The organism is Amycolatopsis sp. NPDC049252 (genome assembly GCF_043197175.1).
In the GTDB taxonomy this organism is placed as follows: domain Bacteria; phylum Actinomycetota; class Actinomycetes; order Mycobacteriales; family Pseudonocardiaceae; genus Amycolatopsis.
In genome coordinates this window covers 56,174-81,706 of record NZ_JBICSQ010000030.1, presented here as the reverse complement: position 1 = coordinate 81,706, position 25,533 = coordinate 56,174, and the positions used below count along the sequence as shown (strand labels likewise).

The following is a 25,533-nucleotide window of genomic DNA, read 5'->3' as shown; positions in this document are numbered from 1 at the left end:
GCGGTTCGTCCGCCGCGACGGAAGTTTCCCCCGGACTCGTCGGATTCGACGAACCGGCGGGGTAAGCGCAGGTCATAGCATCGCCGGCAACGCCGGTTCACCCATCGGACGAGAGGCAACCATGTCGAAACTCACCGAGCTCGGGGCCTGGCTCGAGCGCCGGCTTCCCGCGCTGCTGGCCGAAAACCACGTGCCCGCCGCGTCGGTCGCCGTGTACGCCGGCGGGGAGATCCTCGACCGCGCGGCCGGGGTGCTCAACAAGGGGACCGGCGTCGAGGCGGACGCCGACTCGGTGTTCCAGATCGGCTCGGTCACCAAGGTCTGGACGGTGACGCTGGCGATGCAGCTCGTCGACGAGGGCAAGCTGGAGCTCGACGAGCCCGTCCGCCGGTACCTGCCCGAGTTCGTGCTCGCCGACGACGAGGCCGCCGCGCGGATCACCGTCCGGCAGCTGATGTGCCACACCTCCGGCTTCGAAGGCGACATCTTCACCGACACCGGCCGGGGCGCCGACTGTGTCGAGAAGTACGTCGCCACGCTGCACGACGTGCCCCAGCTCTTCCCGCCCGGCGAGATGTTCTCCTACAACAACGCCGCGCTCTGCGTGCTCGGCCGGGTCGTGGAAGTGCTGCGGGACAAGGACTACAACCAGTGCCTGGCCGATCACCTGTTCGTCCCCCTGGGACTGACGCACGCGGCGCAGAGCCCGTACGAGGCGATCCGCTTCCGCGCCGCGCTGGGCCACCTGACGCCGGAGCCGGGCGCCGAACCGGAGCCCGCGGGGATCTGGGCGCTGGCGCCGTCGAACGCGCCGGCCGGCTCGATGCTCGCGATGCGGGCGCGGGACCTCGCGACCTTCGCCGGCATGCACCTGCGTGACGGCGAGGCCCCGGACGGCACCCGCGTGCTGAGCGCCGAGAGTGCCCGCGCCATGCGGGAACGCCTGGTGGAGCTGCCCGACCTCGGCCTGATGGGGGACGCGTGGGGCCTCGGCTGGTCCCTGTTCGACGCGCCCGGCGGGGCCCTGGTCGGCCACGACGGCAACACGATCGGCCAGGCGTCGTTCCTGCGGGTCGCCCCGGAGCACGGCGTCGCCGTCGCGCTGCTGACCAACGGCGGCGACCCGATCCCGCTCTACACCGAGATCATCGGGCACGTCCTGCGGGAGCTGACCGGCATCGAGCTGGCCCCGCCGCCGGTGCCGGACCCGGCCGCGCCGCGCGTCGACGCCTCCCGGTACGTCGGCGAGTACTCCTCGACGGTCGCGGACATCCTGGTCAGCCAGGACGACGACGGGCGCGTCTGGGTGGAGCGCGTCCCGAAGGGGATCTTCGCCGAGCTGAGCGGCCCGGTGAAGAGTGAGCTGGTCGCGATGAACGGCGACACGCTGATCCTCGCCGAGCCGATGCAGGGCATGTACATCCCGCACGCCTTCGTCGGCGACGACGGCACCGGGCACGCGCTGTACCTGCACACCGGACGCGCCGACCGGCGGGTGCGCGCATGACCGGTGTCGAAGACGAGATCGCCGCGGTCTTCACCGCGGCGGGCGCGCGCGGCTTCGTCCACGCGACCGAGATCGGCGGCGGGACGGCCGAGGTGGCGCTCGGCGCGGACGAGCCGGTGGTGCTGGCGTCGGTGTTCAAGATCCCGGTCGCCGTCGCCTACGCCCGGGAAGTGGTGGCGGGCCGCCTCGACGAAACCGAGCGGACGACCGTCGGGAAGCGCTACCGCATCGGCGGGATCGGCACCGCCGGTTGCGAAGACGACGTTGAAATGTCCTGGCGGGATTTGGCACTGTTCATGCTGACCATGAGCGACAACGCCGCCACCGACGTGGTCTACCACCGGGTCGGCCAGGACGCCGTGGACCGCGTGCTCGCCGACCTGGACCTGAAGCGGACGCGGTTGATCGGCTGCTGTGAGGACCTCTTCGCCTCGGTCATGGCCGACCTGGGCGCCGACGGTGATCTCGACGCGGCGTTCGCCGGGGCCACCCCGGAGCAGACGTGGAAGCTCTCGGTGCTCGACCCGGACCGTACGACGTCCTCGACGCCCCGGGAGGTCACCACCCTGCTCGACGCCGTCTGGACCGACCGCGCGGCCGAACCCGCCGCGTGCGAGAAGGTCCGCTCGATGATGGCGCGCCAGATCTGGCCGCACCGGATCTCGTCCGGCTTCGGCTCGGACGTCACGATCGCGGCCAAGACCGGCACCCTGCCGGCCGTCCGCAACGAAGCCGGTGTTCTGTCCTTTCCGGACGGACGCCGGTTCGCCGTCGCGGTCTTCACCCGCGCGGACTCGCTCGACGAACGGCAGCCCGCCGTCGACGCCGCGATCGGCGCGGCCGCCCGCCTCGCCGTGGACCACCTGCGGAAGGAAACCCCATGACCCCCACACGCACCGCGGTGGTCCTGCTCGGCGGGCTCGCCCTCGTGGCGACCGCCTGCGCAGGCCCGGGAGCCGCCGGATCGGGCCAGACCCCGGTCGACGGCCAGACGTTCACCCTCGCCCTCGGCTCCGACCCGGGCAACCTCGACCCGCACATGTCGGTGCTGTCGGTGACCGGCCAGGTCGACAAGTTCCTCTACGACTCCCTGCTCGAGCTCAGCGCGGACGGCAAGCCGCTGCCGGAGCTGGCCGAGAAGTGGACCGCCACCTCGACCACCGCCGCCACCTTCACCCTGCGCCCGGGCCTCACCTGCGCGGACGGCGCTCCGCTGACCGCCGCCGACGTCGCGGCGAACATCGTGTTCGTCGGCGACCCGGCGAACAAGTCGCCGTACGCCGGCCTGACGATCGCGCCCGGCACGAAGGCCACGGCCGACGAGGCCACCCGCACGATCACCGTCACCAGCGGCGCGCCGGACGCGTTCCTGCTCCGCAACGTCGGCGGGCTGCCGATCGTCTGCGGCAAGGGCCTGGCCGACCGCAAGCTGCTGGCGAAGGGCGAGAGCGGCACCGGCCTGTTCGCCGTCTCCGAAGCCGTGCCGAACGACCACTACACGTTCACCCGCCGCAAGGACTACAAGTGGGGCCCGGGGGACTGGAAGGCCGAGCCGGGCCTGCCCGACAAGGTCGTCCTGCGGGTCGTGTCCAACACCTCGACGGCGGCGAACCTGCTGCTCTCGGGCGAGCTCAACGCGGGGGTGATCATCGGCCCGGACCGCCAGCGCCTCGACGCGCGCAAGCTGTTCCACGGGGACTTCAACGCGCCGCTGGGCGAGATCTTCTACAACCAGGCCGCGGGCCGTCCCGGCCAGGACGAAGCCGTGCGGCGCGCGCTGACGCAGTCGCTCGACCTTGCGCAGTTCGGCAAGGTGCTGACCAGCGGCACGGGCAAGCCGTCGCAGGGCCTGGTCACCGCCGACCCCAAGGCGTGCTCGGGTGACACCGTCACCGGCAACCTGCCGGCCCACGACCCGGCCGCGGCCGCGGCCACGCTGGACGCCGCGGGGTGGAAGGCCGGCGCGGACGGCGTCCGGGTGAAGAACGGCAAGCGCCTGACGCTGAACGTCATCTACGGCACCCAGCTCGGCCCGACGATGGCGCCGACGGCGGAGCTGTTCCAGCAGACCTGGAAGGCGCTCGGCGCCGAGGTCACGCTGAAGGCCGTCGACAGCCCGGGGCTGTCCCAGGTGCTGTTCGGCACCGGTGAGTGGGAGGTCTCGCTCGGCCCGCTCGGGCTCACGCTGCCCAGCCAGCTGGTGCCGTTCGTGTCCGGCCCGGCCGCGCCGGACGGGACGAACTTCGGCCACATCGCCAACCCCGCCTACGACCAGGCCGTCAAGCAGGCGGCCGCGATGAGCGGCGAAGCCAGCTGCCCGACCTGGAACGCCGCGGAGACGGCGCTGATCAAGCAGGTGGACGTGGTGCCCTACATCGACTCCGTCACCGCGGTCTACGGCAGCGGCGCGAAGTTCACGATCAGCCAGGGCGCCGTCCTGCCGTCCTCGATCCGGATGTACGCGAAATGACCACGGCGGCGGCGCCCGCCGGCCTGCGGGGCAGCCCGTGGCCGGCGTTCGCCGGGCGCCGGCTGGCCCGGTTCGCCGTGTCCCTGTGGGTCCTGGTCACCGCGGCGTTCCTGATGATCCACCTCGTCCCCGGCGACCCGGTGCGGGCCGCGCTCGGCATGACCGCGCCCGCCGAGCTGGTGCGGGCGCGGCGCGCCGAGCTCGGCCTCGACGATCCACTGTGGACGCAGTACCTGCACTACCTGCACGGCCTGTTCACCGGGAACTTCGGCACGTCGATGGCGAGCGGGCAGCCGGTGACCCAGGTGATCGGCGACCGGCTGCCGGCGACGCTGCAGCTGGCCGCGCTGGCGTTCGTGGTGATCATCCTCGTCGCCGTCCCGGTCGGGGTGTGCTTCGCGGTGCTGACCCGGGGCGGCCGCCGCCGCGGCACCGAGCTGGGATTCACGTCGGGGAGCGTGCTGCTCGCCGCCATCCCGGACTTCCTGCTGGCGGTCGGGCTGGTGGCGGTGCTCGCCGTCGGCCTCGGCTGGTTCCCGGTCGCGGGCGGCGACGGCCCGGGCGCGTACGTGCTGCCCGTGGCGGCCCTCACGATCGGGCCGGCCGCGGTGCTCGCCCGGATCGTCCGGGTGGAGCTGCTTTCCGTGCTGGGGGCCGACTTCGTCCGCACCGCGCGGGCGAAACGGCTGCCGGCGCGGCTGGTGTACGTCCGGCACGCGCTGCCGAACGCGCTGACCGCGACGCTGACCCTGGGCGGGTTGATGCTGACCGGCCTGGTGGCGGGCACGGTGCTGGTGGAGAACGTGTTCGCCTGGCCGGGCCTCGGCTCGACGATCGTGCAGTCGATCCTGCAGAAGGACTACCCGCTGGTGCAGGGGATCGTGCTCGTCTACGGCGTCGGCGTGCTGCTGGTGAACCTGCTGGTCGACGTCGTGCTCGGGCTGCTCGACCCGCGTTCGACGATCCGGGAGAGCTGAGGTGAGGGCCATGCGCGCACGGCGTTCGGTGTGGAAGCGCGGTTCGGTGTGGACGACGGCCGTGCGCACGCCGGTGGGCGCGTGCTCGGCGGTGCTGCTGGTGCTGGTGATCGCGCTGTCGGTGCTGGCGCCGCTGGTCTGGGGCGACGGCGCTGCGGTGGTCGACACCGACGCGATCGGCCAGGGCGCGTCCGCGGCGCACCCGTTCGGCACGGACGCCCTCGGCCGCGACATCTTCCTGCGCACGCTCGTGGCGACCCGCCTGTCGGTCGGTCTCGCGGTGCTCGCGACCGTGATCGGCGTCGGCGCCGGAGTCGTCCTCGGCTCGCTGCCGTCGGTGCTGCCACGGTGGGCGGGCCGGCTGCTCACGTCGGCGATCGACATCGCCGTCGCCTTCCCCGGGCTGCTGCTGGCCCTGTTCTTCGCGGTGATCTTCGGCGTGGGCACGAACGGCGCGGTGCTGGCGATCGCGTTCGCGATGGCGCCGGCGTTCGCCCGGCTCGTCCAGACGCTCTCGGCGTCGGTCGCCGGGCGCGACTTCATCGCCGCGGCCCGGGTGTCCGGCGTCGGCCGGATCCGGCTGCTGGCCCGGCACGTGCTGCCGAACATCGGCGAACCGCTAGTCGTGAACGCGACCATCGGCGCCGGATCGGCGTTGCTCGCCTTCGCCGGGCTCTCGTTCCTCGGCATCGGCGTGCAGGCCCCGGACTACGACTGGGGGCGGCTGCTGCGCGAAGGCCTGGACGGGATCTACGTGACGCCGATGGCCGCGCTCGCGCCCGCCATCGCCGTGGTGCTCGCCGGGCTGGCGTTCAACCTGGTGGGGGAGACCGTGGCCGCCGTGGTCGGCGTCCGCTCCCGCGCCGCCCGGCGCGCCTCCGGCCCGCTGCCCGCGCCGCGCCCCGCGGTCGCCGAGGAGCCGGCGGACGACGCGGTGCTCGTCGTCGAGAACCTCCAGGTGGCCTTTCCCCGCCACGGCGGGTGGACGGTCCCGGTGCGCGGCCTGAGTTTCACCGTGCGCGCGGGTGAGGCGATCGGCGTCGTCGGCGAGTCCGGCTCCGGGAAGAGCCTGACGGCGCTGGCCGTCTCCCGCCTGATCGAGCTGCCGGGCGTCGTGACGGCGGACCGGCTGGAGTTCGCCGGGACGTCGCTGCTGACGGCGTCCGACCGGGACGTGCGCGGTCTGCTCGGGACGTCACTGGCCATGGTGTTCCAGGACCCGATGACGTCGTTCAACCCGGCGCGGCGCGTCGGCGGGCAGCTCGCGGAGGTGTCCGAGCAGCACCACGGCCTTTCGCGGCGCCAGGCGTTCGAACGCGCGGTGGATCGCCTCACCGCGGTGCGGGTCCCGGCCGCGCGGCGGCGCGCCCGCCAGTATCCGCACGAGTTCTCCGGCGGCATGCGCCAGCGGGCGATGATCGGCATGGGCCTGATGGGCGCGCCGAAGCTGATCGTCGCGGACGAGCCGACCACGGCCCTGGACGTCACGGTCCAGCGCCAGGTGCTGCGGCTGCTGGCCCGCACCCGCGAGGCCGAGGGCGCGGCGATCCTGCTCATCAGCCACGACATCGCGGTGGTTTCCCAGACGTGCGAACGGATGCTGGTGATGTACGCCGGCCGGGTGGTGGAGGACCTGCCGACGTCGGCGCTGCCCGGCGCGGCGCGGCACCCGTACACCCGGGCGCTGCTGGCCACCACGGTCGACCTCGGGACCGACCGCGACGAGCCCCTCGCCGTGATCCCCGGCCGTCCCCCGGAGCCGGACCAGGTCCCGGCAGGCTGCGCGTTCGCGGCCCGCTGCCCGGTGGCGAGCGACCGTTGTACCACCGAAGATCCGGTGCTGGAACGCGCCGAAGACGGTCACCGCGTGGCGTGCTGGCATCCGCACGAGGCCGCGGTGAGTGTCCTTTCCGGACAGTCGCGAAAGGATGGTGCCGCGTGAGCGAGCTGCGGTTCGACACGGTGAGCGTCCGGTACGGCCGGTTGACGGCGGTCGACGGCGTCAGCCTGACCGTCCCTTCCGGACAGGTCGTCGGCCTGGTCGGCGAGTCCGGCTCCGGCAAGTCGACGCTGGCGCGGGCCGCGGTCGGGCTGTCGCCGGTCAGCGGCGGCCGGGTGCTGCTCGACGGCGTCGACGTCCGGCGCCTGCCCCGGCGCAAGCCGCTGCAGATGGTGTTCCAGGACCCGTACTCCTCGTTGGACCCCCGGATGGCCGTCGGCGAGTCGATCACCGAGGCGATGCCGCGCGGCGCGCACCGCGGGGCGGCCGGGCGGCGGGCCGAGGTGGCGCGGCTGCTCGAACTGGTCAGCCTGGATCCCGAACGCGCCGCGACCCTGCCCGGTCAGCTCTCGGGCGGGCAGCGGCAGCGCGTCGCGCTCGCCCGGGCGCTCGCCGGGCAGCCGAAGGTGCTGATCGCCGACGAGATCACCTCCGCCCTCGACGTCTCGGTGCAGGGTGCCGTGCTCAACCTGGTCCGCGAGGTCCAGCGGCGTCTCGAGTTGTCGATGCTGTTCATCTCGCACAACCTCGCGGTGGTCCGGTACGTGAGCGACTTCGTCGCGGTCATGTACCTCGGCCGGATCGTCGAAGCCGGGCCGGCCGAGCGGGTGCTCACCGAGCCACAGCACCCGTACACCCGGGACCTGCTGGCCGCCGCGCCGTCGCCGCACCGCGGCCTGCTCGACGAAGCGGTCGACGACGCATTGGCCGACACCGAACCCGCCGACCCGCACCACCCGCCGCCCGGCTGCCACTACCACCCGCGGTGCCCGATCGGCCCGCTCGTGCACCCCGACCGCACCGTCTGCCTCGACACCGACCCGGCCGCCGAGGCCGCCGAGCGTCCCCACTCCGCGGCCTGTCACTTCGCCGCGACCCCACCGATTCCCACGAGGAGAACCGCATGACCCGACGCCTGAGCGCCGACGACCTGTACGCCTTCGAGTCTCCCGAGCACCCCGCGCTCTCCCCGGACGGCACGCGGATCGTCTACGTCGTGCGCACCGCCGACCGCGACGCGGACCGCGACACGCGCTCGCTCTGGCAGGTCGGCACCGACGGCGGCCCGGCGCGCCGGCTCACCCGCGGGGACGCCGACGTCGCCCCGGCGTGGTCGCCCGACGGCACGCGGATCGCCTTCCTGCGCGCCGGGGACGGCCCGGCGCAGCTGTGGCTGCTGCCCGCCGACGGCGGCGAACCCGAGCAGGTGACCACGCTCCCGCTCGGCGCGGGCAGCCCGGTCTGGCGGCCGGACGGCGCCGAGATCGCCTTCGCCGCCCCGGTCGACCTGTCCGCCGACGAGGGGGACGACGACGCGGCCCGGGCCCGCCGCGCCGGTGCCCCGGTGGTCGCCGACCGGCTCGACTTCAAGGCCGACGGCGCCGGGCTGCTGCGCACCCTGCGCAAGCACGTCCACGTCCTCGACGTCGCCTCGGGCGAGGTCCGGCAGGTGACGTCGGGCGACTGGCACGCGGGCGATCCGGCCTGGTCACCGGACGGCGGGCGGCTGGCGTTCCCCGCCGGGCCGGACGCCGACGCGGACCTGACGTTCCGCTCCGGCGCCTACGTCGTCGAGTCCGCCGACCGGCTCGCCGAGCCCCGGCCGGTCGGCTCCGGTGACGGCATGTCCGGCACGGTCACCTGGACCGCGGACGGCGCCGCGCTGCTCGTCGTCGGCCGCCGCGACACCGCGCCCGGCCACCTCGGCCTGCTGCGGATTCCCCTGGACGGCGGCGAAACCACCGACCTGGCCGCCTCGCTGGACCGCAACGTGATGCCGGGCGGGCCGGGTTATCCCGGCGCGGTGCCGGTGCTGAGCGGGGACGGCACCACCGTGCTGTTCTGCGTCCGCGATCGCGGGGACACGCACCTCTACGCGGTCGGCGCCGACGGTGGCGAGCCGCGGCTCGTGGCCGGGGGCAGCGGGAACACCCTGTCGGACGTTTCCGTCGCCGGAGACACCGTGGCGGTCGTCCTCGCGACCCCGACGTCGTACGGCGAGATCGCGACGGTCGCCGTCGCCGGGGGAGCCCCCGAAGTGCACACGGCGCACGGAGACGACGACGTCGAGCTGTTCGTCCGTGAGGAGCGCGAGTTCACCGTCTCCGACGGCACGGTCGTGCACGGCTGGCTGCTGCGGGACCCCGAGCGCACCGGCCCGCTGCCGCTGCTGCTGGACATCCACGGCGGCCCGCACAACGCGTGGAACGGCAGCGCCGACGCCGTGCATACCTACCACCAGCAGCTGGCCGCGCGCGGCTGGGCCGTGCTGCTGCTCAACCCGCGTGGCAGCGACGGTTACGGCGAGGCGTTCTACACCGCGGCCGTCGGCGCCTGGGGGGTCGCCGACGCGAAGGACTTCCTCGAGCCGCTGGACGCGCTCGTCGCCGAAGGGGTCGCGGACGCGAAGCGGCTCGCGGTCTCCGGCTACAGCTACGGCGGCTTCATGACGTGCTACCTGACCAGCCACGACGACCGCTTCGCCGCGGCCGTCGCCGGCGGGGTCGTCAGCGACGCGGTCAGCATGGCCGGCACGTCCGACAGCGGGCACTACCTCGGCGTCGCCGAACTGGGCGGAGCGTCCTCTGTGGACCAAGCGCACTTCGGCGAGTCGTCGCCGCTGGCCCGGGTCGGGCAGGTCCGCACGCCGACGCTCGTGGTGCACGGCGCCGACGACGACCGCTGCCCGGTCGGGCAGGCCGAGCAGTGGTTCACCGCGTTGCGCGAGCAGGGCGTGCCGGCCCGGCTGGTGCTCTACCCGGGCGCGTCGCACCTGTTCATCCTCGAGGGCAAGCCTTCGCACCGCGCGGACTTCAACCGCCGCGTCTTCGACTGGGTCGAGCAGCACGCGGGCACGCCGGGCCGGGTGTCGCTCGACGCCGCGCACTGGCGGCGTCGCCTCGCCGCGCTCGCGCGCAAGCACCGCGTGCCCGGCGCGTCCCTGGGCATCCTGCGCCTCGACGGCGACGAGCGGATCTTCGCGACCACCGGCGTGCTCAACAAGGCGACCGACGTCGAGGTCACCGAGGACTCGGTGTTCCAGATCGGCTCGATCACCAAGGTGTGGACGGCGACCGTGGCGATGCAGCTGGTCGACGAGGGCCTGCTGGAGCTGGACGCGCCGATCGCCGACGTGCTGCCGGAGCTGCGGCTGGCCGACCCGGACGTCACCAAGCAGGTGACGCTGCGGCACCTGCTCACCCACACCAGCGGCATCGACGGCGACGTCTTCACCGACACCGGCCGCGGCGACGACTGCGTCGAGAAGTACGTCGAGGTGCTGGACCAGGCCGCGCAGACCCACCCGCTCGGCGCGACCCTGTCCTACAGCAACTCGGGCTTCATCCTCGCGGGCCGGGTCATCGAGAAGCTGACCGGCAAGACGTGGGACGCGGCGCTGCGGGAGCGGCTGTTCACCCCGCTCGGCCTGACGCACACGGGCACCCTGCCCGAAGAGGCCCTGCTGTTCCGCGCGGCGATGGGCCACGTCGCGGCCGGTGACGCCGAGCCGCAGCCCGCGCCGGTGTGGGGCCTGCCGCGCTCGGCGGGCCCGGCCGGCCTGATCACGGCGACCACGGCGGACGTCCTGACGTTCGCCCGCCTGCACCTGACCGGCGGCCTCGGCCCGGACGGCGCGCGCGTGCTGAGCTCGGCGTCCGCCGCCGCGATGACGGAACGCCAGGCGGACATGCCGGACAAGCACACCCTCGGCGACTCGTGGGGCCTCGGCTGGATCCGCTTCGACTGGGACGGCCACCGCGTCTACGGCCACGACGGCAACACGATCGGGCAGTCGGCGTTCCTGCGGATCCTGCCGGAGCCCGGCCTGGCCGTCACCCTGCTCGCCAACGGCGGCAACACCCACGACCTGTACGAGGAGCTGTACCGCGAGCTCTTCGCGGAGCTGGCGGGCGTCGCGATGCCGCAGCCGCTGACCCCGGCTGCCACCCCGCCCGCTGTCGACGTCTCGGAGTTCCTCGGGGTGTACGAGCGGGAGTCGGTGCGCACGGAGGTCTTCGAGGGCGAGTCGGGCCTGCGCATCCGCCAGACGGTCACCGGCCCGCTCGCCGAGCTGGTCCCGGAACCGATGACGGAGGACGCCCTGGTCCCGATCGGCCCGGCCCACTTCGCCCTGCGCCCGGCGGGCACGAAGTCCTGGCAGTCGGTGACGTTCTACCAGCTGCCGACGGGGGAGCGGTACCTGCACACCGGAGTGCGGGCCACCCCGAAGGCAAGCTGACCGTCCCGCCGGCCTGAAGTCCGTGAATGGCACATTAAGGGACTTAGAGTCCCTCAATGTGCCATTCACGGCTTAAGGGACGATGACCACGCGACGGTCGTCGCCCGGGTCCTTCCAGGCCGCTTCGACGTCCTCCAGCGGCACCGTGCGCGCGTCGATCCGGAAGGTGCCCCGGCCGATCTCCTCCGCCAGGGCGGGCAGCTCCGCGACGATGTCCCGCGCCGGGACCGAGCCCTGGCCGCTGCCCACCAGCTGCAGCCGCGCCGCCCGCAACGCGGCCGACGGCAGGGACGCCGTCCGGCCCGCCACCGAGCCGATCTCCACCCACGTCAGCGGCCGGGACTGGTCACGGCGGTGCGTGACGATCGAAACCATCGCCTCGGCGGTCGGCTCGCCCCAGACGTAGTCCAGGACGACGTCGACGTCCGCGGCCTCCGCAGCGACGTCGGCCAGCGAGACCGCGACGTCGGCGCCCAGGTCCGGCAGGGTCGCGAGGCGGCCGGGGTCGCGGCCCGCGGCGACCACCCTCCCGGCCCCGAGGTGGCGCGCCACCTGGACGGCCAGCCGTCCCGCGTTGCCCGTCGCGCCCAGGACCAGGACGTCCTGCCCGGCCGCGAACCCGATCCGCCGCCGCAGCGCGATCCACGCCGACATCGCCGGGTTCATGCCCGCGGCCACGAGCACCGGGTCGATGTCGCCGGGCAGCGCGACGCTGCGGCGCAGGTCCACGACCGTCCGCTCGGCCAGCGCGCCCATCGCCGTGTCCGGCAGGACGAAGTAGCGCAGGCCGCCGTCGGGCGCGCGGCCCACGCCGTCGATCCCGGGCACGAACGGCAGCTCGGCGGACTCGGTGTAGTGCGAGCCGTCGGCCTGCGACCGCACCCGCGGGTGCAGCCCGACGGCGAGGACGTCGACGAGCACCTCGTCCGGCGTTTCCGGTGCCGGCTCGGGAAAGTCCTGGCAGGACGGCGGTGTGCCGAACGACGTGACGACCGCTGCGCGCATGGTGACCCCTACGAAGTTGATTGGTAGTGCCAACTACATTAGCTGGCACTACCAACTAGTTCAAGGTAGTCTCACGGCATGACCGAACCCGGCCACGACGAGGTGATGGACCGCCTGGTCCAGGTGTCCTTCACGGTGATGGCGCTGCTCAGCCGCGCGGCGGCCGCCCACGACCTGTCACTGACGCAGCTGCGCGCGCTGGCGATCCTGCGCGACCGCACGCCGAAGATGGCGGAGCTGGCCGACCACCTCGGCCTGGACCGCTCGTCGGTGACCGGGCTGGTCGACCGGGCCGTCAAGCGCGGCCTGGTGCGGCGGGAGGCCAGCGACGACGACGGGCGCGCGGTGCGCGTCGGCCTGACCGAACAGGCCCACCGGCTCGCCGGCGAACTCGGGGCGGAGATCGCGGCGCTGCTCGCGCCGCTGACCCACGACCTCACCCCGGCGGAACGGAACCGGCTGGGTGCCCTCCTGGGTCGGATGCTCCGTTAGCTGTCAGAAGGTGCGGACGAGCGGCGGATCAGCCAGGTGAGCCCGAACGCCAGCAGCCCGATGCACCCGGCGACCATGAACGCCGTCCGCAGCCCCGCCGCGTCCGGGCTGCTCGCGTGGGCGTCCACCGTGCCGAGCGTGGCCACGCTGACGAACAGTGCCGTCCCCATCGCCCCCGCCACCTGCTGCAGCGTCGAGAGGATCGCGCTGCCGTGCGAGTACAGGTGCTCGGGCAGCACGCCGAGCGACTCGGTCATCAGCGGCGTCATCATCAGGCCCAGCCCGGCCATCAGCAGCACGTGGATCCCGATCACCGCGATCAGCGGCGACGTCGGCCCCAGCAACGTGAACAGCCACAGCGACAGCGCCATGGCCGCCGCGCCCGGGATGACGAGCGGGCGTGCGCCCACCCGGTCGAACAACGCACCCACCGGCCGGCCCAGCAGCCCGAGCACCAGGCCGCCCGGCAGCACCGCCAGCCCGCTCACGAACGTGCTGGTGCGCAGCACCGTCTGCAGGTAGAGCGGCAGCAGGATCGCGGCCGCGCCGATCAGGCACACGAACAGCAGCGCCGTCAGCACCAGCGCCACCACGAACGGGCGGTGGGTGAACGGCCGCAGGTCCAGCAGCGCGCGGTCCCGGCGCTGCAGGCGGAGCTGGCGCCAGGTGAACACCACGAGCGCGGCCACTCCGACGACGATCGGCAGCCACGCCGGCACCGGCGGTTCCGCACCGCCGGCCTCGCCCGTCGACGACAGCCCGTACAGCAGCCCGCCGAACCCGATCGCGGACAGCAGCACCGAAGGCACGTCCAGCGGCACCCGGCGCGTCTCGCTGTCCAGGCGCAGCCGCAGCAACCCGATCACCAGCGCGGCCAGCGACAGCGGCAGCACGATCCAGAACATCCACCGCCAGCCCAGCGACGACAGCACGGCCCCGCCGATCGTCGGCCCGATGGCCGGCGCCACGGCGATGACGATCGTGATCGTGCCCATCGTCGCGCCCCGCCGCTGCGGCGGCACCAGCCGCATCACGGTGGTCATCAGCAGCGGCAGCATCACGGCCGTGCCGCACGCCTGCACCACCCGCCCGGCCAGCAGCACCCCGAACCCGGGCGCCAGCGCGCTGATCAGCGTGCCGAGGCTGAACGCCGTCAGCGACACGACGAAGACCTGCCGCGGGGTGAACCGCTCCAGCAGGAACCCGGTCGTCGGGATGACCACCGCCATCGTCAGCAGGAACCCGCTGGTGAGCCACTGCACCGTCGTGGTCGGCACGTTCAGGTCGACGGTCAGGTCGCGCAACGCGACGCTCAGGATCGTCTCGTTCAGGATCATCACGAACGCCGAAAGCACGAGGACCCCGATGAGGAGCCCCGAGCCCGCCGGGGCGGCCGTCCGGGAGGCGGGTGCGGTGTGCACGGTGTCGGTCATCGGGAGGGAACTCCTGTCGGTCTCCCCTGCAGTCTGCCTGGGCCGCACGGCCCGTGTCACGGCGGTTTACGGCGTGGACCCGGTCACGCGGCCCGAAACCGAACCCCCTGCAACCCCCTCGGCACCGTCCGATATGCTTCTGCGAGTACGGACTTCCGGAGCGCGCGATTAGCTCAGCGGGAGAGCGCTTCCCTGACACGGAAGAGGTCACTGGTTCAATCCCAGTATCGCGCACCAGGGTTCCCCAACCCTTCAAGCGGAGTTCGTACCGCGGGCGATTAGCTCAGGGGGAGAGCGCTTCGTTCACACCGAAGAGGTCACTGGTTCGATCCCAGTATCGCCCACCCGAGAATCGTAGGAGAGCCCTGCTTGCGGAATGCGCAAGCGGGGCTCTTCTCGTCAGTGTCTTGGGGGGGGGGGGGCCCCCCCCCCCCCGCCGGGGGCACGCCCCCGGACCCCCACCGTGGTTCCGTGGGTCTGTCGGGTGCCCGTTGATCGGTTGTCGCTCTCTTTTTTCTTGTTTCTTTCAGCCGATTGGGTGGCTGTTGTCGTTCGTCCTGTTGGGTCGGGACGTGGTTAGGAAGTTCCGGCGGTGTCGGATCGCGGTTGGACGGTGACTGTCCGTTTGTTTTTGTGTCCTTTGTGGACCTTGGGGGTTTGTTGTGTGGTAGGGGTTTCCGCCAGCAGGGTGCCTGCCGGTGGACCGACCGGGTGCCGGTAACGCCGAATGCCCTGAACGGACGTGTATCCGGGAGCCGGGGCGTGTTCTCCTTTGGGTGATGGAAAACGCTGGGGAGCAGGACGACGGACCGCCGCGGGTCCGCGTCCTCGGCCCGTTCGAGGTGAGCGCGCACGAGCGCGCCCTCGTCCTCGGTGGCACCCGGATCCGCACCCTCCTCGCCCTGCTGACCGTCAACGCCGGCCGCGTCACCGGGGTCGGCGCGCTGGTGGAAGCCCTGTGGGGTGGCGACGCGCCCCCGGATGCCCGGCGCACCGTGCGGACCTATGTGTCCCGTGCCCGCCGCGGACTGCTGCCCCTCGCGGCGGCCCTCGGCACCGGCGAGCTCATCGCCACGCACCCGGCCGGTTACACGCTGTTGGTCCCGCCCGGCCTCGTCGACGCCGCCCGGTTCGAACGGCAGGTCACCGCGGGCCGCGAAGCCATCGCCGCGAGCCGGTACGCCGAAGCGCGCGAGATCCTGGCGGCGGCACTGGCTTTGTGGCGCGGCGACGCCTACGGCGAGTTCGCCGCCGTGGCGTCGCTGCGGTCCGAGGCGGCCCGGCTGGCGAGCCTGCGCCTGACCGCCACCGAGGACCGCGTCGAGGCCGAACTCGCCACCGGCGCGAGCGCCACCCTGGTCGAGGAGCTCACCGGCCTCACCGAACGCGAGCCCAGCCGCGACCGGCTGTGGGGCCAGCTGATGATCGCGCTGTACCGGGCGAACCGCCAGGCGGACGCCCTGGACACCTTCTCCCGCGCCCGCACCCAGCTCGTCGAACGATTCGGCCTCGACCCCTCGGCGCGGCTGGCCGAGATCCACCGCCAGGTGCTCGACGGTGACCCGCGGCTGCTCGGGCCGCGCCCGGTCCAGAGCGTCGTCACCCGGCTGCCCGCCCCCGCGCGCAACGACCTGCCCGGCGACATCCCCGACTTCGCCGGCCGCGAACCCGAACTCGCCCGGTTGCTGTCGGCCCGGGAGAAGGCACCCGGCGTCACCGTCGTCACCGCGATCGACGGGATGGCCGGGGTCGGGAAGACGACGCTGGCCGTGCACGCCGCGCACCGCCTCGCCGGGCACTACCGCGACGCGCAGCTGTTCGTCGACCTGCACGGCCACACCCCCGGTCAGGAGCCGACCTCACCCGCGGCGGCCCTCGACGCGCTCCTGCGCGCCCTCGACGTGCCCGTCGACCGCATCCCCGCCGACCAGCACGCGCGGGCGGCACTCTGGCGGGCGGAACTGGCCACCCGGTCGGTGCTGGTGGTGCTGGACAACGCCGCCGACGCCGCGCAGGTCCGGCCACTGCTGCCCGGGAGCCCGCGCAGCCTCGCGCTGGTCACCAGCCGTCGCCGTCTCGTCGACCTCGAAGCCGCCGACGTCATCTCCCTGGACGTGCTGCCCGAGGCGGACGCGGTGGTGCTGTTCACCGGTGTCGTCGGCCAGGCCCGGGGGGACGCCGAATCCGCGTCCGTCCTGGACGTCGTGCACCACTGCGGCCGGCTCCCGCTGGCCATCCGCCTCGCCGCGGCCCGGCTGCGCACCCGCCAGGCGTGGACGGTGCGGTACCTGGCGCGCCGGCTCCAGCACGCCCGGTGGCCGCTCGCCGAGCTGTCGGCGGGGGACCGCGGGGTGGCCGCGGCGTTCGCGTTGTCCTACGAGCAGCTCGACGACCCGCGGCAGCGCATGTTCCGGCTGCTCGGCGTGCACCCGGGCCCGGACTTCGACGCCCCGGCCGCGGCCGCGCTCGCCGCGCTGGACCTCGCCGACGCCGAACAACTGCTGGAAAGCCTGGTCGACGACCACCTGCTGCAGCAGCACGCGCCGGGCCGCTACCGCTTCCACGACCTGCTGCGGCGGCACGCGCACACCACCGCGCTCGACGGCGAACCCGAACCGGACCGGCGCGCGGCGCTGCGCCGGGTGGTCGGCTTCCACCTGCACACGGCCTACCACGGCAGCCGCCTGCTCGACGACCAGCACCCGCCGATCGACCTCGAGCCGGCCGGCTGCGAGCCCTGGCCGCTCGAAGACGCGGAGGAGGCGATGAGCTGGTTCGACGCCAACCACCGCTGCGTCGTCGCCGCGCGCGCCGCCGCCGAGGAACAGGGCTGGGACACCGCGGTCTGGCAGCTCGCCTGGACCCTCGACAACTTCCACTACCGCCGCGGCGACCTGCACGCCAACATCGCGTGCTGGCGGGCGGGCCTGGCCGCTGCCGAACGGCTGGGCGACCCGGCCGCGCAGGCCCGCGCCCACCGGCGGCTCGGGCTCGTCTACGCGCCACTGGGCCGGTTCTCCGAGGCGCTGGACCACCTGGGCGAGTCGCTGCGGCTGGCCGAGGAGATCGGCGACCTGCGCGGCCAGGCGGGTGTCCACTACGTGCTCGCGCTGGCCTGGCACGAACAGGACGACCACGTCCGCGCGCTCGCCCGCGCCTTCAGCTCCCACGACCTGTACCGCACGCTCGGCAACACCAAGTGGGAAACCCGGGCGCTGAGCCTGATCGGGACCTGTTACAGCCACCTCGGCCACCACGGCGAGGCCCGCCGCTACTGCCGGACGGCTCTCGCGCTTTCCTTGCGCCGCAAGGACGTCTACGGCGAAGCGGACAGCCTGGAGAGCCTCGGCCGGATCGCGAACGACCTCGGCGAGCACGCCAAGGCGCTGGAGCACTACGAGCGGGCCCTGGAACTCTGGCGTGCGCTCGACAACACCTACCGGCAGGCGGGCGTCCTTTCGGCACTGGGCGACACGCACCGGCAGCTCGCGGACTCCGCCCGGGCCCGCGCGGCCTGGCGGGCGGCGGAGCAGCTGTACCGAGCCCGGGAGCTGCACGTGGCCGCCGACCGCGTCGGCCGGAGCCGCACCGGCTGACCCCGCCCGGTGCGGCCCCGGTCGTACACGACTGCCCGGAGAACCGCGTCGCCGGTTGTGCGGGCCTGGGCGGGCCGGGTCAGATTCCCCGCCGGGCGGGACCGTTTTCCCTGTCGGCCGGGAAAAGCGCGCGGTTACATTCGGTCCCGACCTTCGGCCGACGTGCGACAAAAGGGGGAACCCGAGTGACTGACCACGAGGTGGGCGTACTGGCGATCGGGGCGGGACCGGCGAACCTGGCGCTGGCCGCGGCCATCGAGGAGTCCGGTTCGCCCGAGCTCGCCGGGGAAACCCTGCTGCTGGAACAGAGTCCCGACATCAAGTGGCAGCGCAACCTGCTGATGCCCTGGGCCCGCAGCCAGGTCTCGTTCCTCAAGGACCTGGTGACCCTGCGCAACCCGCAAAGCCGCTTCTCCTTCCTGAACTTCCTGCACGAATCGGGCCGGCTGAACGAGTTCGTCAACCTCGGCACCTTCAACCCGTTCCGCTGGGAGATCTCCGACTACCTGCAGTGGGTGGCGAAATCGCTGGAGCGGGTCAACATCCGCTACGGCGCCCGCGCCGCGTCGATCGAACCGGCGCACGGCGCGGACGGCCTGCTGACCGGCTGGACCGTCACCCTCACCGACGGCGACACCATCCGCTGCCGCGATCTCGTCGTCGGCGGCGGGCGTGATCCGCACGTCCCGGCGGTGTTCGCCGACCTGCCCGCCGACCGCGTGATCCACAGCGCCCAGTACCGGACGCGCATCGCGCAGACCGACCGGGACGAGCCGTTGCGGGCGGTGGTCGTCGGCGGGGCGCAGAGCGCCGCCGAGATGTTCATGGCCCTGCACGAAAACCTGCCCTCCAGCGAGATCACGCTCGTCGTGCGCTCGGTCGGCCCGCAGAACTACCAGACGAGCAAGTTCGTCAACGAGCTGTTCTTCCCGTCCTTTGTGGACCGCTTCTACGACAGCCCGCCGGAGATCCGCGAGGAGCTCCTGTCCGAGATGCGCCTGACCAACTACGGCGGCATGGCGCCGCCGTTCCTCGACGAGCTCTACCTGATGCTCTACCGGCAGAAGATGCTCGGCCCGGAGCGGTCCCGCGTCCGCGCGATGACCGAGGTCGTCGCCGCGCGCGAAGAGGACGGCGCGGTCGTGCTCGACCTGCGGGACCGCACGAGCGGCAAGGTCGAGCCGCTGGTGTGCGACTTGGTGCTGCTGGGCACCGGGTACGACCCGCGGATGCCCGCCCTGGTGCGGGACCTGACCGCCAAGGCCGGCCGGCCGGAGATCACGGTCAGCCGGTGCTACCGCGTCGACCTGGGTGACGCGGCGTGGGGCGCGGTGTACCTGCAGGGTGTCAACGAGGAGACGCACGGCATCGCCGACTCCCTGATCAGCGTGCTCGCCCACCGGTCGCAGGACATCGTCGACGACCTGCTGTCCCGGCGCGGCGTCGCACCGGTGCGGAGCGCGTGATGGCGGGGGAGCGGCTGGTGGTGCTCTCGCCGGCGCCCACCGCGAACGGCGACCTGCACCTCGGGCACCTCGCCGGTCCGTTCCTCGCCGCCGACGTCTGCCGCCGGTACGCGGAGGCGACGGGGCGGGAGGCGCTGTTCGGCACGGGCATGCACTTCACACAGAACTACATCGTCACGGCCGCGCGGCGCCTCGGCGTGACGCCCGAGGGCCTGCGTGAGGAGTCGGCCGCGCAGGTGGCGGAGACCCTGGCCGCGCTGGCCGTCCGGGTCGACGGGTTCGCCTGCCTGGAGGACCGGTTCGTCAAGATGGTGCTGCGCTTCCACGAGCGGTTGCACGCACTGGGAAAGCTCAAGCTGCGCGCGGTGAAGTTCCCCTACTCGACGCGGTCGGGCCAGTACCTGATGGACGCCTACGTGCGCGGCGGCTGCCCGTTCTGCCTGGCCGACGGGAACTCCGGGCTCTGCGAGAGCTGCGGCCACCCGATCGAGCCGGGTGAGCTGCTCTCACCCCGTTCGGCGCTGGACCCGGACGAGCCGGTGGAGCTGCGCGAGGCCGAGATCCTGGTGTTCTCACCGGAGGAGTACCGGGCGGAGCTCACCGAGTTCTTCGCCGCGCGCCGGGCCGGGATGCGGCCGCACATGGCCCAGCTGATCGACGAGATGCTGGCCCGGCCGCTGCCGGACTTCCCGGTCACGCAACCGGGCTCGTTCGGCATCCCCGCGCCGTTCCCCGAGACACCCGGCCAGGTGTTCTACGCGCACATGGAAGGCATGCCCTGGAGCATGTGCACCACCGCGCTGGCCGCCGAGCGGCGGGGCGCGGTGCTTGCCGCGGACGACGAGCTGTGGGCGGCGGATTCGGGCACCCGGGTCGTCTACTTCATGGGCCTGGACGCGACCTACCCGTTCGCCGTCGTCGGGACGGCGATGCTGCTGGCGCTGGGCGGGTACGTCCTGCCGGACCGGTTCGTCACCAACGACTTCTACGAGCTGGCCAACGACAAGTTCTCCACCAGCCGCGACCACGTCGTGTCCGGGCGGGAGCTGGCCGGCGAGGTGCCCCGGGACCTGATCCGGTTCCACCTCGCCTCGACCAGCCCGGAGTTCCAGCGCACCGACTTCACGCGCGGCGCGCTGGAGCGGGTGACCGAGACCCGGCTCGTCGGGCCGTGGAACCGGGTCGCGGAGAAGGTCGACGCCTGGGTGGGCCGGGAGCTGCCGGTCTCGGAGCGGTCGCGGGCCGCGGCCGGGCGGGTGCTCGCACGGTTCGCCGCCGCCTACGGCGTCGACGGGTTCAGCATGACGGCCGCCGCGTTCACCCTGGCCGAGCAGCTGGGCCGGCTCGACGGCTGGAAGCCCGGCGAGCACGACGCCGGCGACTTCTGCCACGAGGTCGACGTCCTGCTGCGCTGCGCCGGGCCGATCCTGGTCGACCTGGCCGAGGCGCTGCCGGACCGGACGATCCCGGCCCGCGCGGCCGCGACCACCGTCACGCCGCGGCGGCTGCCCCGGCTCGACGGCGCGGTCCCGTCGTGACCCCCCGGGAGGTAGTGGTCGCCGGGGCGGGCGTCACCGGGCTGCTCGCCGCGGTCGAGTGCGCGCTCGCCGGGCACCACGTGACCGTCCTGGACCGGGGCCCGATCCCCAACCCGGACGCCAGCTCGGCCGACCAGCACCGGGCGCTGCGCACGTTCGCCCCCGGCGACGCGGCCGCGACCCGGCGGATGGCGGCGGCGCACCGGCGCTGGCTCGAACTGGAAACCCTGCTGGGGGACCGGTTCCTGCGTCGCGTCGGCATCGTCACGGCCTGGCCCGACGGTGACGTCGGCGGCGTGCTCGAGGCGGCGATCGGCGCCGGCGTGCCGGTCTCGACCGTCGCCCCGGAGACGCTGCCGCACATCGGCTTCCCGGCGGGCACGACCGGTGTCCTCGAGCTCGACGCCGGGGTGCTGCTGGCCGACCGGGTGCTCCGGACCGCGGTGCGCTGGCTCGACGCGCACCCCGCCGTGCGGCTGCGGCCCTGGTCGGCCGTGACCGAGGTCGACGGCGACACCGGCAAGGTCACCCTCGCCGGGGGTGAGGTCCTCGGGGCCGACGCGGTGCTGGTCGCGGCCGGGCCGTGGACGCCCGACCTGGTCGGGCTGCCGGCGGTCCGGCACCGGCAGACCATGCTCTACCTCCGGCCCCCGGCCGAGCTGGCCCGGTGGTGGGAGACCGCCCCCGGCGCGGGGCGGATCGGCGCGGACGCGCGGGCGTGGCTGCTGCCACCCGGCGACGGCACGCTGCTCAAGATCAGCTCGGACGCGGTCTGCCGCGAAGTGCCCGACACGGACTGCGCCGGGGACGGCCCGGCGGACTGGACGCAAGCGCTGCTGGCGGCGTCGATCCTGTCCGATGTGGACCGTTACACGGTCGTCGCGGCCAAGCAGTGCCACTACCTGACCGGTGACGTTGACGCCTTGCTGGCGCGTGTCGGTTCAGCCGTCCAAGCCCGTGCGGCGTGCGGCGGCACCGGGTTCGCCACGGCGCCCCTCGCCGCCCGCCGGTTCGTCACGACCATCACAGAGGAGACGGCATGAGCAACGAGGCCCCGGCCGGCGTGTTCGCCGTGCTGAAGGCGACCCCGACCCCCGTGCGCTACCTGCTCGGGGGCGTGTTCGTCAACCAGCTCGGCGCGTTCGTCCAGACCTTCCTGCTGCTGTACCTGACCGTGCGGGGGGTCTCGGTCGCCGCGGCGGGTCTGTGCCTCGTCGCCTACAGCGTCGGGGCGATCTTCGGGACGATGCTGGGCGGTGAGCTCACGCACCGGTTCGGCCCGCGCAACACCATCGTGGTGGCGATGATCGCGTCGGCTCCGCTGGTCGCGTCGATCCCGCTGCTGGCCCACCCGTCGACGTTCTGGCCGCTGGCCGGCGTCGTCGCGCTGGGCGGGCTCGCGACGCAGGCCTACCGCCCCGCGGCGGCGGTGCTGCTGTCGGACCAGATGCCCGAGGAGTACCAGGTCATGGGCTTCTCCATGATGCGGATCGCGCTGAACATCGGGGCCGCGCTGGCCCCGCTGATCGCCGCGGGCCTGATCCTGGTCGACTGGGACCTGCTGTTCTGGCTGGACGGCGCCACCGCGGCGCTGTACGCGCTGCTCGCCTTCTCGCTGCTGCCGAAGAACGTCGACGTCCCGCCCGAAGAGGACGAGGAGCCCGCGTCCACAGTGGACCGGAAGTCGGCCTACGCGACCATGGTGCGCGACGGCCGGTTCCTGCTCTACCTGGGTTCCATGTTCGTCGGCACGATCGTCTACGCCCAGTTCACCGTCGCGCTGCCGCTGCAGATCCTCGCCGACGGCCACCCGGAGGCCCTCTACAGCGCGGTGCTCGCGACGTCGTCGGTCATCCTGATCGTCACCGAGCTCAAGCTCACCACGTACGTCACCCGCTGGCCGCCCCCGCTGGCCGCCGGTCTCGGGCACGCCGTCTTCGCGGTGGGTGTCGCGGGCTGGGGGCTGGCCGCCGGCTCCGGCACGCTCGTGATCCTCAGCACCGTGTTCTTCGTGTCCGGGCTGATGATCTCCGGGCCGAGCATGTTCGCCTACCCGGCCCGGTTCCCGTCCCGGGTGAAGGCCCGCTACATCGGGACGCAGCACACGATCATCGGGCTGTCCTCGGCGCTCGGCCCGGTCGTGGGGGTGTTCGCGTGGACGTGGCTGGGCCGCGGCATCTGGCCGCTGGGCGGCGCCCTGGGCCTCGTCGCCGGCTACTTCGCCTGGGCGGCCATGAAGCAGAAGACCGCGCCCGTCCCGGCCGTGGAGACCGGGACCGCGACGGAACCCGTGGGAGGGAAGGCATGACCGAACCGAACGGCGTGCTGCTGGTGATCGGCAGCGGGCTGAAGCTCTACCGCGAGTACCTCGTCCGCTCGATCCACCGGCGCGCCCGGTCGGCGGGGCTGGACCTGGTGCTGCTCAACAACCTCAAGCCGACCTGGCAGAAGAAGTACTTCGACGAGATCGTGCTGACCAACGTCTTCGACGCCGAGGTGATGACCGCCGCGGCCAGGGAGGTGGCCGCGCGGCGGCCGATCGCCGGGCTGATGTGCTGGGACGAGCCGGTGGTGCTGGCCGCGGGCGAGCTCGCCGTCGAGCTCGGCGTGCCGGGCCTCGGCCCGGACGGCGCGGTCGGCTGCCGTGACAAGTACCGGACCCGTTCCGTGCTCGCCGCGGCCGGCCTGCACCAGCCCGGCTTCGCCACGGTGGCGACGGCGGACGAGGCGGTCGCGGCGGCCGGCGGGATCGGGTACCCGGTCGTCGTCAAGCCGCGCGCGATGGGTGCCAGCATCGGCGTCGTGCTCGCCGCCGACGCGGCCGAGGTCCGGGCGGCGTTCGAGGTGGCCGCGGGCGCGAGCCGAGCCGAGCACGCGCCCTACGGCGGCACCGCGATCGTCGAAGGCTACGCGGACGGCCCGGAGATCAGCGTCGACGCCGCCGTCCACAAGGGCGAGTACCTGCCGATGTTCCTGGCCCGCAAGCAGAGCGGCGCCGAGCCGTACTTCGAGGAGACCGGGCACGTCGTGGACGCGGCCGACCCGCTGCTGCGGGACCGCGAGCTGATGGACGCCCTCGCCCGCGCGCACCGGCTGCTCGGCGTCGAGGACGGCATCACCCACACCGAGGTCCGGCTGACCGACCGGGGCCCGCTGATCATCGAGATCAACGGCAGGCTCGGCGGCGACCTCATCCCGTTCCTCGGCCTGACCGCCACCGGGATCGACCCGGGCGAGGTGCTCTTCGACGTCGCCACCGGCCAGCGGCCGGAGCTGGCGCCGACCCGGGAGTCCGTGGTGGGCATCCGGTTCGGCTGCCCGCCGCGGGACTGCGTGATCCGGTCGGTGACCGTGCCGGCGGACACCCCCGGGCTGGTGACGGCGTCGAAGATGGTCGAACCCGGCGCGTCGCTGCGGCTGCCGCCGGGGGGTTACCTCGCCCGGCACTCCTTCGTGGTCTGTGAAGGCGACGACGTCGAAACCTGCACCCAGCGGCTCGACCAGGCGGCGGCGCTGGTCGAAGTGGACGCCGACCCGCTCGACCCGCCGGAAACGGGGGCTTCGTTCGTGATGCCGGCCGGGCTGCTGGACGTGGACGCGTGACCGCCGAGAGCCTGACGCGCCCGGCGCCGCGGACCGCGGAAGACATCCTGGCCCGGGCGAAGGCGCTGGTCCCGGTCCTGCGCGAGCGCGCGGGGGAGTTCGAGCGGCTGCGGCGGCTGCCGGCGGACGTCGTCGAGCTGATGCGCGGGGCCGGGGTGTTCCGGATGGCCTTCCCCCGCGAGTTCGGCGGCCCGGAGCTGACCTCGATCGAGCAGACCGAGGTCGTCGAAGCGCTGTCCTACGGCGACACTTCGGCCGGCTGGTGCACGCACATCGGGGCCTGCACCGGGCTGTACGCGTCGTTCATCGCCGGCCCGACGGCCCGGGAGATGTTCGCCGGCCTCGACCTGGTCACCGCCGGCATGCTGTTCCCGGTGGGGCGCGCCGAGCGGGTGCCCGGCGGGTACCGGCTCACCGGGCGCTGGACGTTCGGCAGCGGGGTCACCCACAGCGACTGGGTCATCTCGGGCGCGTTCATCTACCGCGACGGCAAGCCGGACCCGAGCCCGGACGGCCGTGACCCGCACGATTCGCGCCTGTTCATGGTGCCGCGCGCCGACGTCGAGGTCGTCGACAACTGGCACACCACGGGCCTGGCCGGCAGCGGCAGCTGCGACTACACGATCACCGACGTGTTCGTGCCGGAGGAGCGCACCCTCGCCTTCGACACGGTCCACGGCCGCCCGAGCCCGCTGACGAGCGCCGAGTCGTTCATGCGCACGATCCCGGGCGTGCCCCTCGGGGTGGCGCGGGCGGCGCTGGACCACGTCCGGGAGATCGTCCGGACCCGGGTGGACCGCGCGACGGGCGTCCCGTGGGCGGACAACTGGCGGATGCAGACGACGCTGGCCGAGTGCGAAGCGGACTTCACGGCGTCCCGGCACGGCGTCTACGGGACGATGCGGGAGCAGTGGGAGCTGCTCTCGGCGGGCTTGCCGGTCCCGGTGGAGCTGCAGGCGGCGCTGCCGCTGGCGCGGCTGCACGCGTTCCGCACGGCCCGCTCGATCGTCACCCGGCTGTACGACCTGATGCAGACGGGCTCGATCCACCGCAGCGGCCCGCTGGACCGCTGGCTCCGCGACACCACGACGATGTGCCAGCACCTGCTGGCCCAGGACCGCATCCTCCAGTCCGCGGGCGCGCACCTGCTGGGCGGGACCCCGGAGTTCCGCCTCTGCCTGGGCATCACGAGTTAGCTCCCGTTGTA

General features: G+C 73.3%; 17 protein-coding genes and 2 tRNA genes. 17 read left to right on the top strand and 2 right to left on the bottom strand.

What is annotated here, in order from left to right; genetic code table 11:
- The first annotated feature begins 121 nt into the window (after nt 1–121).
- The 7 genes from ACGFMK_RS27465 to ACGFMK_RS27435 are packed head-to-tail and all read left to right on the top strand — an operon-like array spanning nt 122 to nt 11,193.
- Nucleotides 122–1,507 (top strand): serine hydrolase domain-containing protein, encoded by a 1,386-nt coding sequence (locus tag ACGFMK_RS27465; RefSeq protein WP_392768866.1) that lies wholly within the window; start codon nt 122–124, stop codon nt 1,505–1,507.
- Nucleotides 1,504–2,391, top strand: coding sequence for a serine hydrolase (locus tag ACGFMK_RS27460; protein ID WP_392768863.1), 888 nt, complete (start codon nt 1,504–1,506; stop codon nt 2,389–2,391). Before ACGFMK_RS27465 ends, ACGFMK_RS27460 begins: the two co-directional genes overlap by 4 nt.
- Nucleotides 2,388–3,977: an ABC transporter substrate-binding protein gene (locus ACGFMK_RS27455; protein ID WP_392768860.1), complete on the top strand. Its 1,590-nt coding sequence runs from the start codon at nt 2,388–2,390 to the stop codon at nt 3,975–3,977. Before ACGFMK_RS27460 ends, ACGFMK_RS27455 begins: the two co-directional genes overlap by 4 nt.
- Nucleotides 3,974–4,954 carry an ABC transporter permease gene (locus ACGFMK_RS27450; RefSeq protein WP_392768858.1) on the top strand — a complete coding sequence of 327 codons (981 nt, stop codon included), beginning with the start codon at nt 3,974–3,976 and terminating at the stop codon, nt 4,952–4,954. The genes ACGFMK_RS27455 and ACGFMK_RS27450 overlap by 4 nt, the downstream gene beginning before the upstream one ends.
- A 10-nt stretch (nt 4,955–4,964) precedes the next feature.
- A complete protein-coding gene (locus tag ACGFMK_RS27445) occupies nt 4,965–6,896 on the top strand; it encodes a dipeptide/oligopeptide/nickel ABC transporter permease/ATP-binding protein (protein ID WP_392768855.1) in 1,932 nt (643 codons plus the stop codon).
- The gene (locus tag ACGFMK_RS27440; RefSeq protein ID WP_392768853.1) at nt 6,893–7,861 is read left to right on the top strand and encodes an ABC transporter ATP-binding protein; all 969 of its coding nucleotides are present in this window, start codon (nt 6,893–6,895) and stop codon (nt 7,859–7,861) included. The genes ACGFMK_RS27445 and ACGFMK_RS27440 overlap by 4 nt, the downstream gene beginning before the upstream one ends.
- Nucleotides 7,858–11,193 carry a serine hydrolase gene (locus ACGFMK_RS27435; protein ID WP_392768851.1) on the top strand — a complete coding sequence of 1,112 codons (3,336 nt, stop codon included), beginning with the start codon at nt 7,858–7,860 and terminating at the stop codon, nt 11,191–11,193. Before ACGFMK_RS27440 ends, ACGFMK_RS27435 begins: the two co-directional genes overlap by 4 nt.
- 72 nt (nt 11,194–11,265) lie before the next feature.
- Here ACGFMK_RS27435 and ACGFMK_RS27430 read toward each other — a convergent pair whose 3' ends face one another.
- Nucleotides 11,266–12,198 carry a zinc-binding dehydrogenase gene (locus ACGFMK_RS27430; protein WP_392768849.1) on the bottom strand — a complete coding sequence of 311 codons (933 nt, stop codon included), beginning with the start codon at nt 12,196–12,198 and terminating at the stop codon, nt 11,266–11,268.
- Between the two features lie 78 nt (nt 12,199–12,276).
- Here ACGFMK_RS27430 and ACGFMK_RS27425 point away from each other — a divergent pair, with 78 nt between their 5' ends.
- A complete protein-coding gene (locus tag ACGFMK_RS27425) occupies nt 12,277–12,690 on the top strand; it encodes a MarR family winged helix-turn-helix transcriptional regulator (protein ID WP_392768846.1) in 414 nt (137 codons plus the stop codon).
- Here ACGFMK_RS27425 and ACGFMK_RS27420 read toward each other — a convergent pair.
- Nucleotides 12,687–14,123, bottom strand: coding sequence for a DHA2 family efflux MFS transporter permease subunit (locus tag ACGFMK_RS27420; protein WP_392768843.1), 1,437 nt, complete (start codon nt 14,121–14,123; stop codon nt 12,687–12,689). The two genes, ACGFMK_RS27425 and ACGFMK_RS27420, sit on opposite strands and share 4 nt — an antisense overlap.
- A gap of 162 nt (nt 14,124–14,285) precedes the next feature.
- Here ACGFMK_RS27420 and ACGFMK_RS27415 point away from each other — a divergent pair.
- The 9 genes from ACGFMK_RS27415 (at nt 14,286) to ACGFMK_RS27375 (ending at nt 25,522) form a co-directional block, all read left to right on the top strand.
- Nucleotides 14,286–14,360, top strand: a tRNA-Val gene (locus ACGFMK_RS27415).
- Nucleotides 14,361–14,395: 35 nt separating this feature from the next.
- A tRNA-Val gene (locus ACGFMK_RS27410) sits at nt 14,396–14,467 on the top strand.
- 435 nt (nt 14,468–14,902) lie between these two features.
- Nucleotides 14,903–17,719: a BTAD domain-containing putative transcriptional regulator gene (locus ACGFMK_RS27405; protein ID WP_392768841.1), complete on the top strand. Its 2,817-nt coding sequence runs from the start codon at nt 14,903–14,905 to the stop codon at nt 17,717–17,719.
- 185 nt (nt 17,720–17,904) lie between these two features.
- Nucleotides 17,905–19,185: a lysine N(6)-hydroxylase/L-ornithine N(5)-oxygenase family protein gene (locus ACGFMK_RS27400; protein ID WP_392768838.1), complete on the top strand. Its 1,281-nt coding sequence runs from the start codon at nt 17,905–17,907 to the stop codon at nt 19,183–19,185.
- A complete protein-coding gene (locus ACGFMK_RS27395) occupies nt 19,185–20,723 on the top strand; it encodes a class I tRNA ligase family protein (protein ID WP_392768835.1) in 1,539 nt (512 codons plus the stop codon). Before ACGFMK_RS27400 ends, ACGFMK_RS27395 begins: the two co-directional genes overlap by 1 nt.
- A complete protein-coding gene (locus tag ACGFMK_RS27390) occupies nt 20,720–21,766 on the top strand; it encodes an NAD(P)/FAD-dependent oxidoreductase (protein WP_392768832.1) in 1,047 nt (348 codons plus the stop codon). Before ACGFMK_RS27395 ends, ACGFMK_RS27390 begins: the two co-directional genes overlap by 4 nt.
- A complete protein-coding gene (locus ACGFMK_RS27385; RefSeq protein WP_392768829.1) occupies nt 21,763–23,031 on the top strand; it encodes an MFS transporter in 1,269 nt (422 codons plus the stop codon). The genes ACGFMK_RS27390 and ACGFMK_RS27385 overlap by 4 nt, the downstream gene beginning before the upstream one ends.
- Nucleotides 23,028–24,326 carry an ATP-grasp domain-containing protein gene (locus ACGFMK_RS27380; protein WP_392768826.1) on the top strand — a complete coding sequence of 433 codons (1,299 nt, stop codon included), beginning with the start codon at nt 23,028–23,030 and terminating at the stop codon, nt 24,324–24,326. The genes ACGFMK_RS27385 and ACGFMK_RS27380 overlap by 4 nt, the downstream gene beginning before the upstream one ends.
- Nucleotides 24,323–25,522: an acyl-CoA dehydrogenase family protein gene (locus ACGFMK_RS27375; protein WP_392768823.1), complete on the top strand. Its 1,200-nt coding sequence runs from the start codon at nt 24,323–24,325 to the stop codon at nt 25,520–25,522. The genes ACGFMK_RS27380 and ACGFMK_RS27375 overlap by 4 nt, the downstream gene beginning before the upstream one ends.
- The last annotated feature ends 11 nt before the right edge of the window (nt 25,523–25,533 follow it).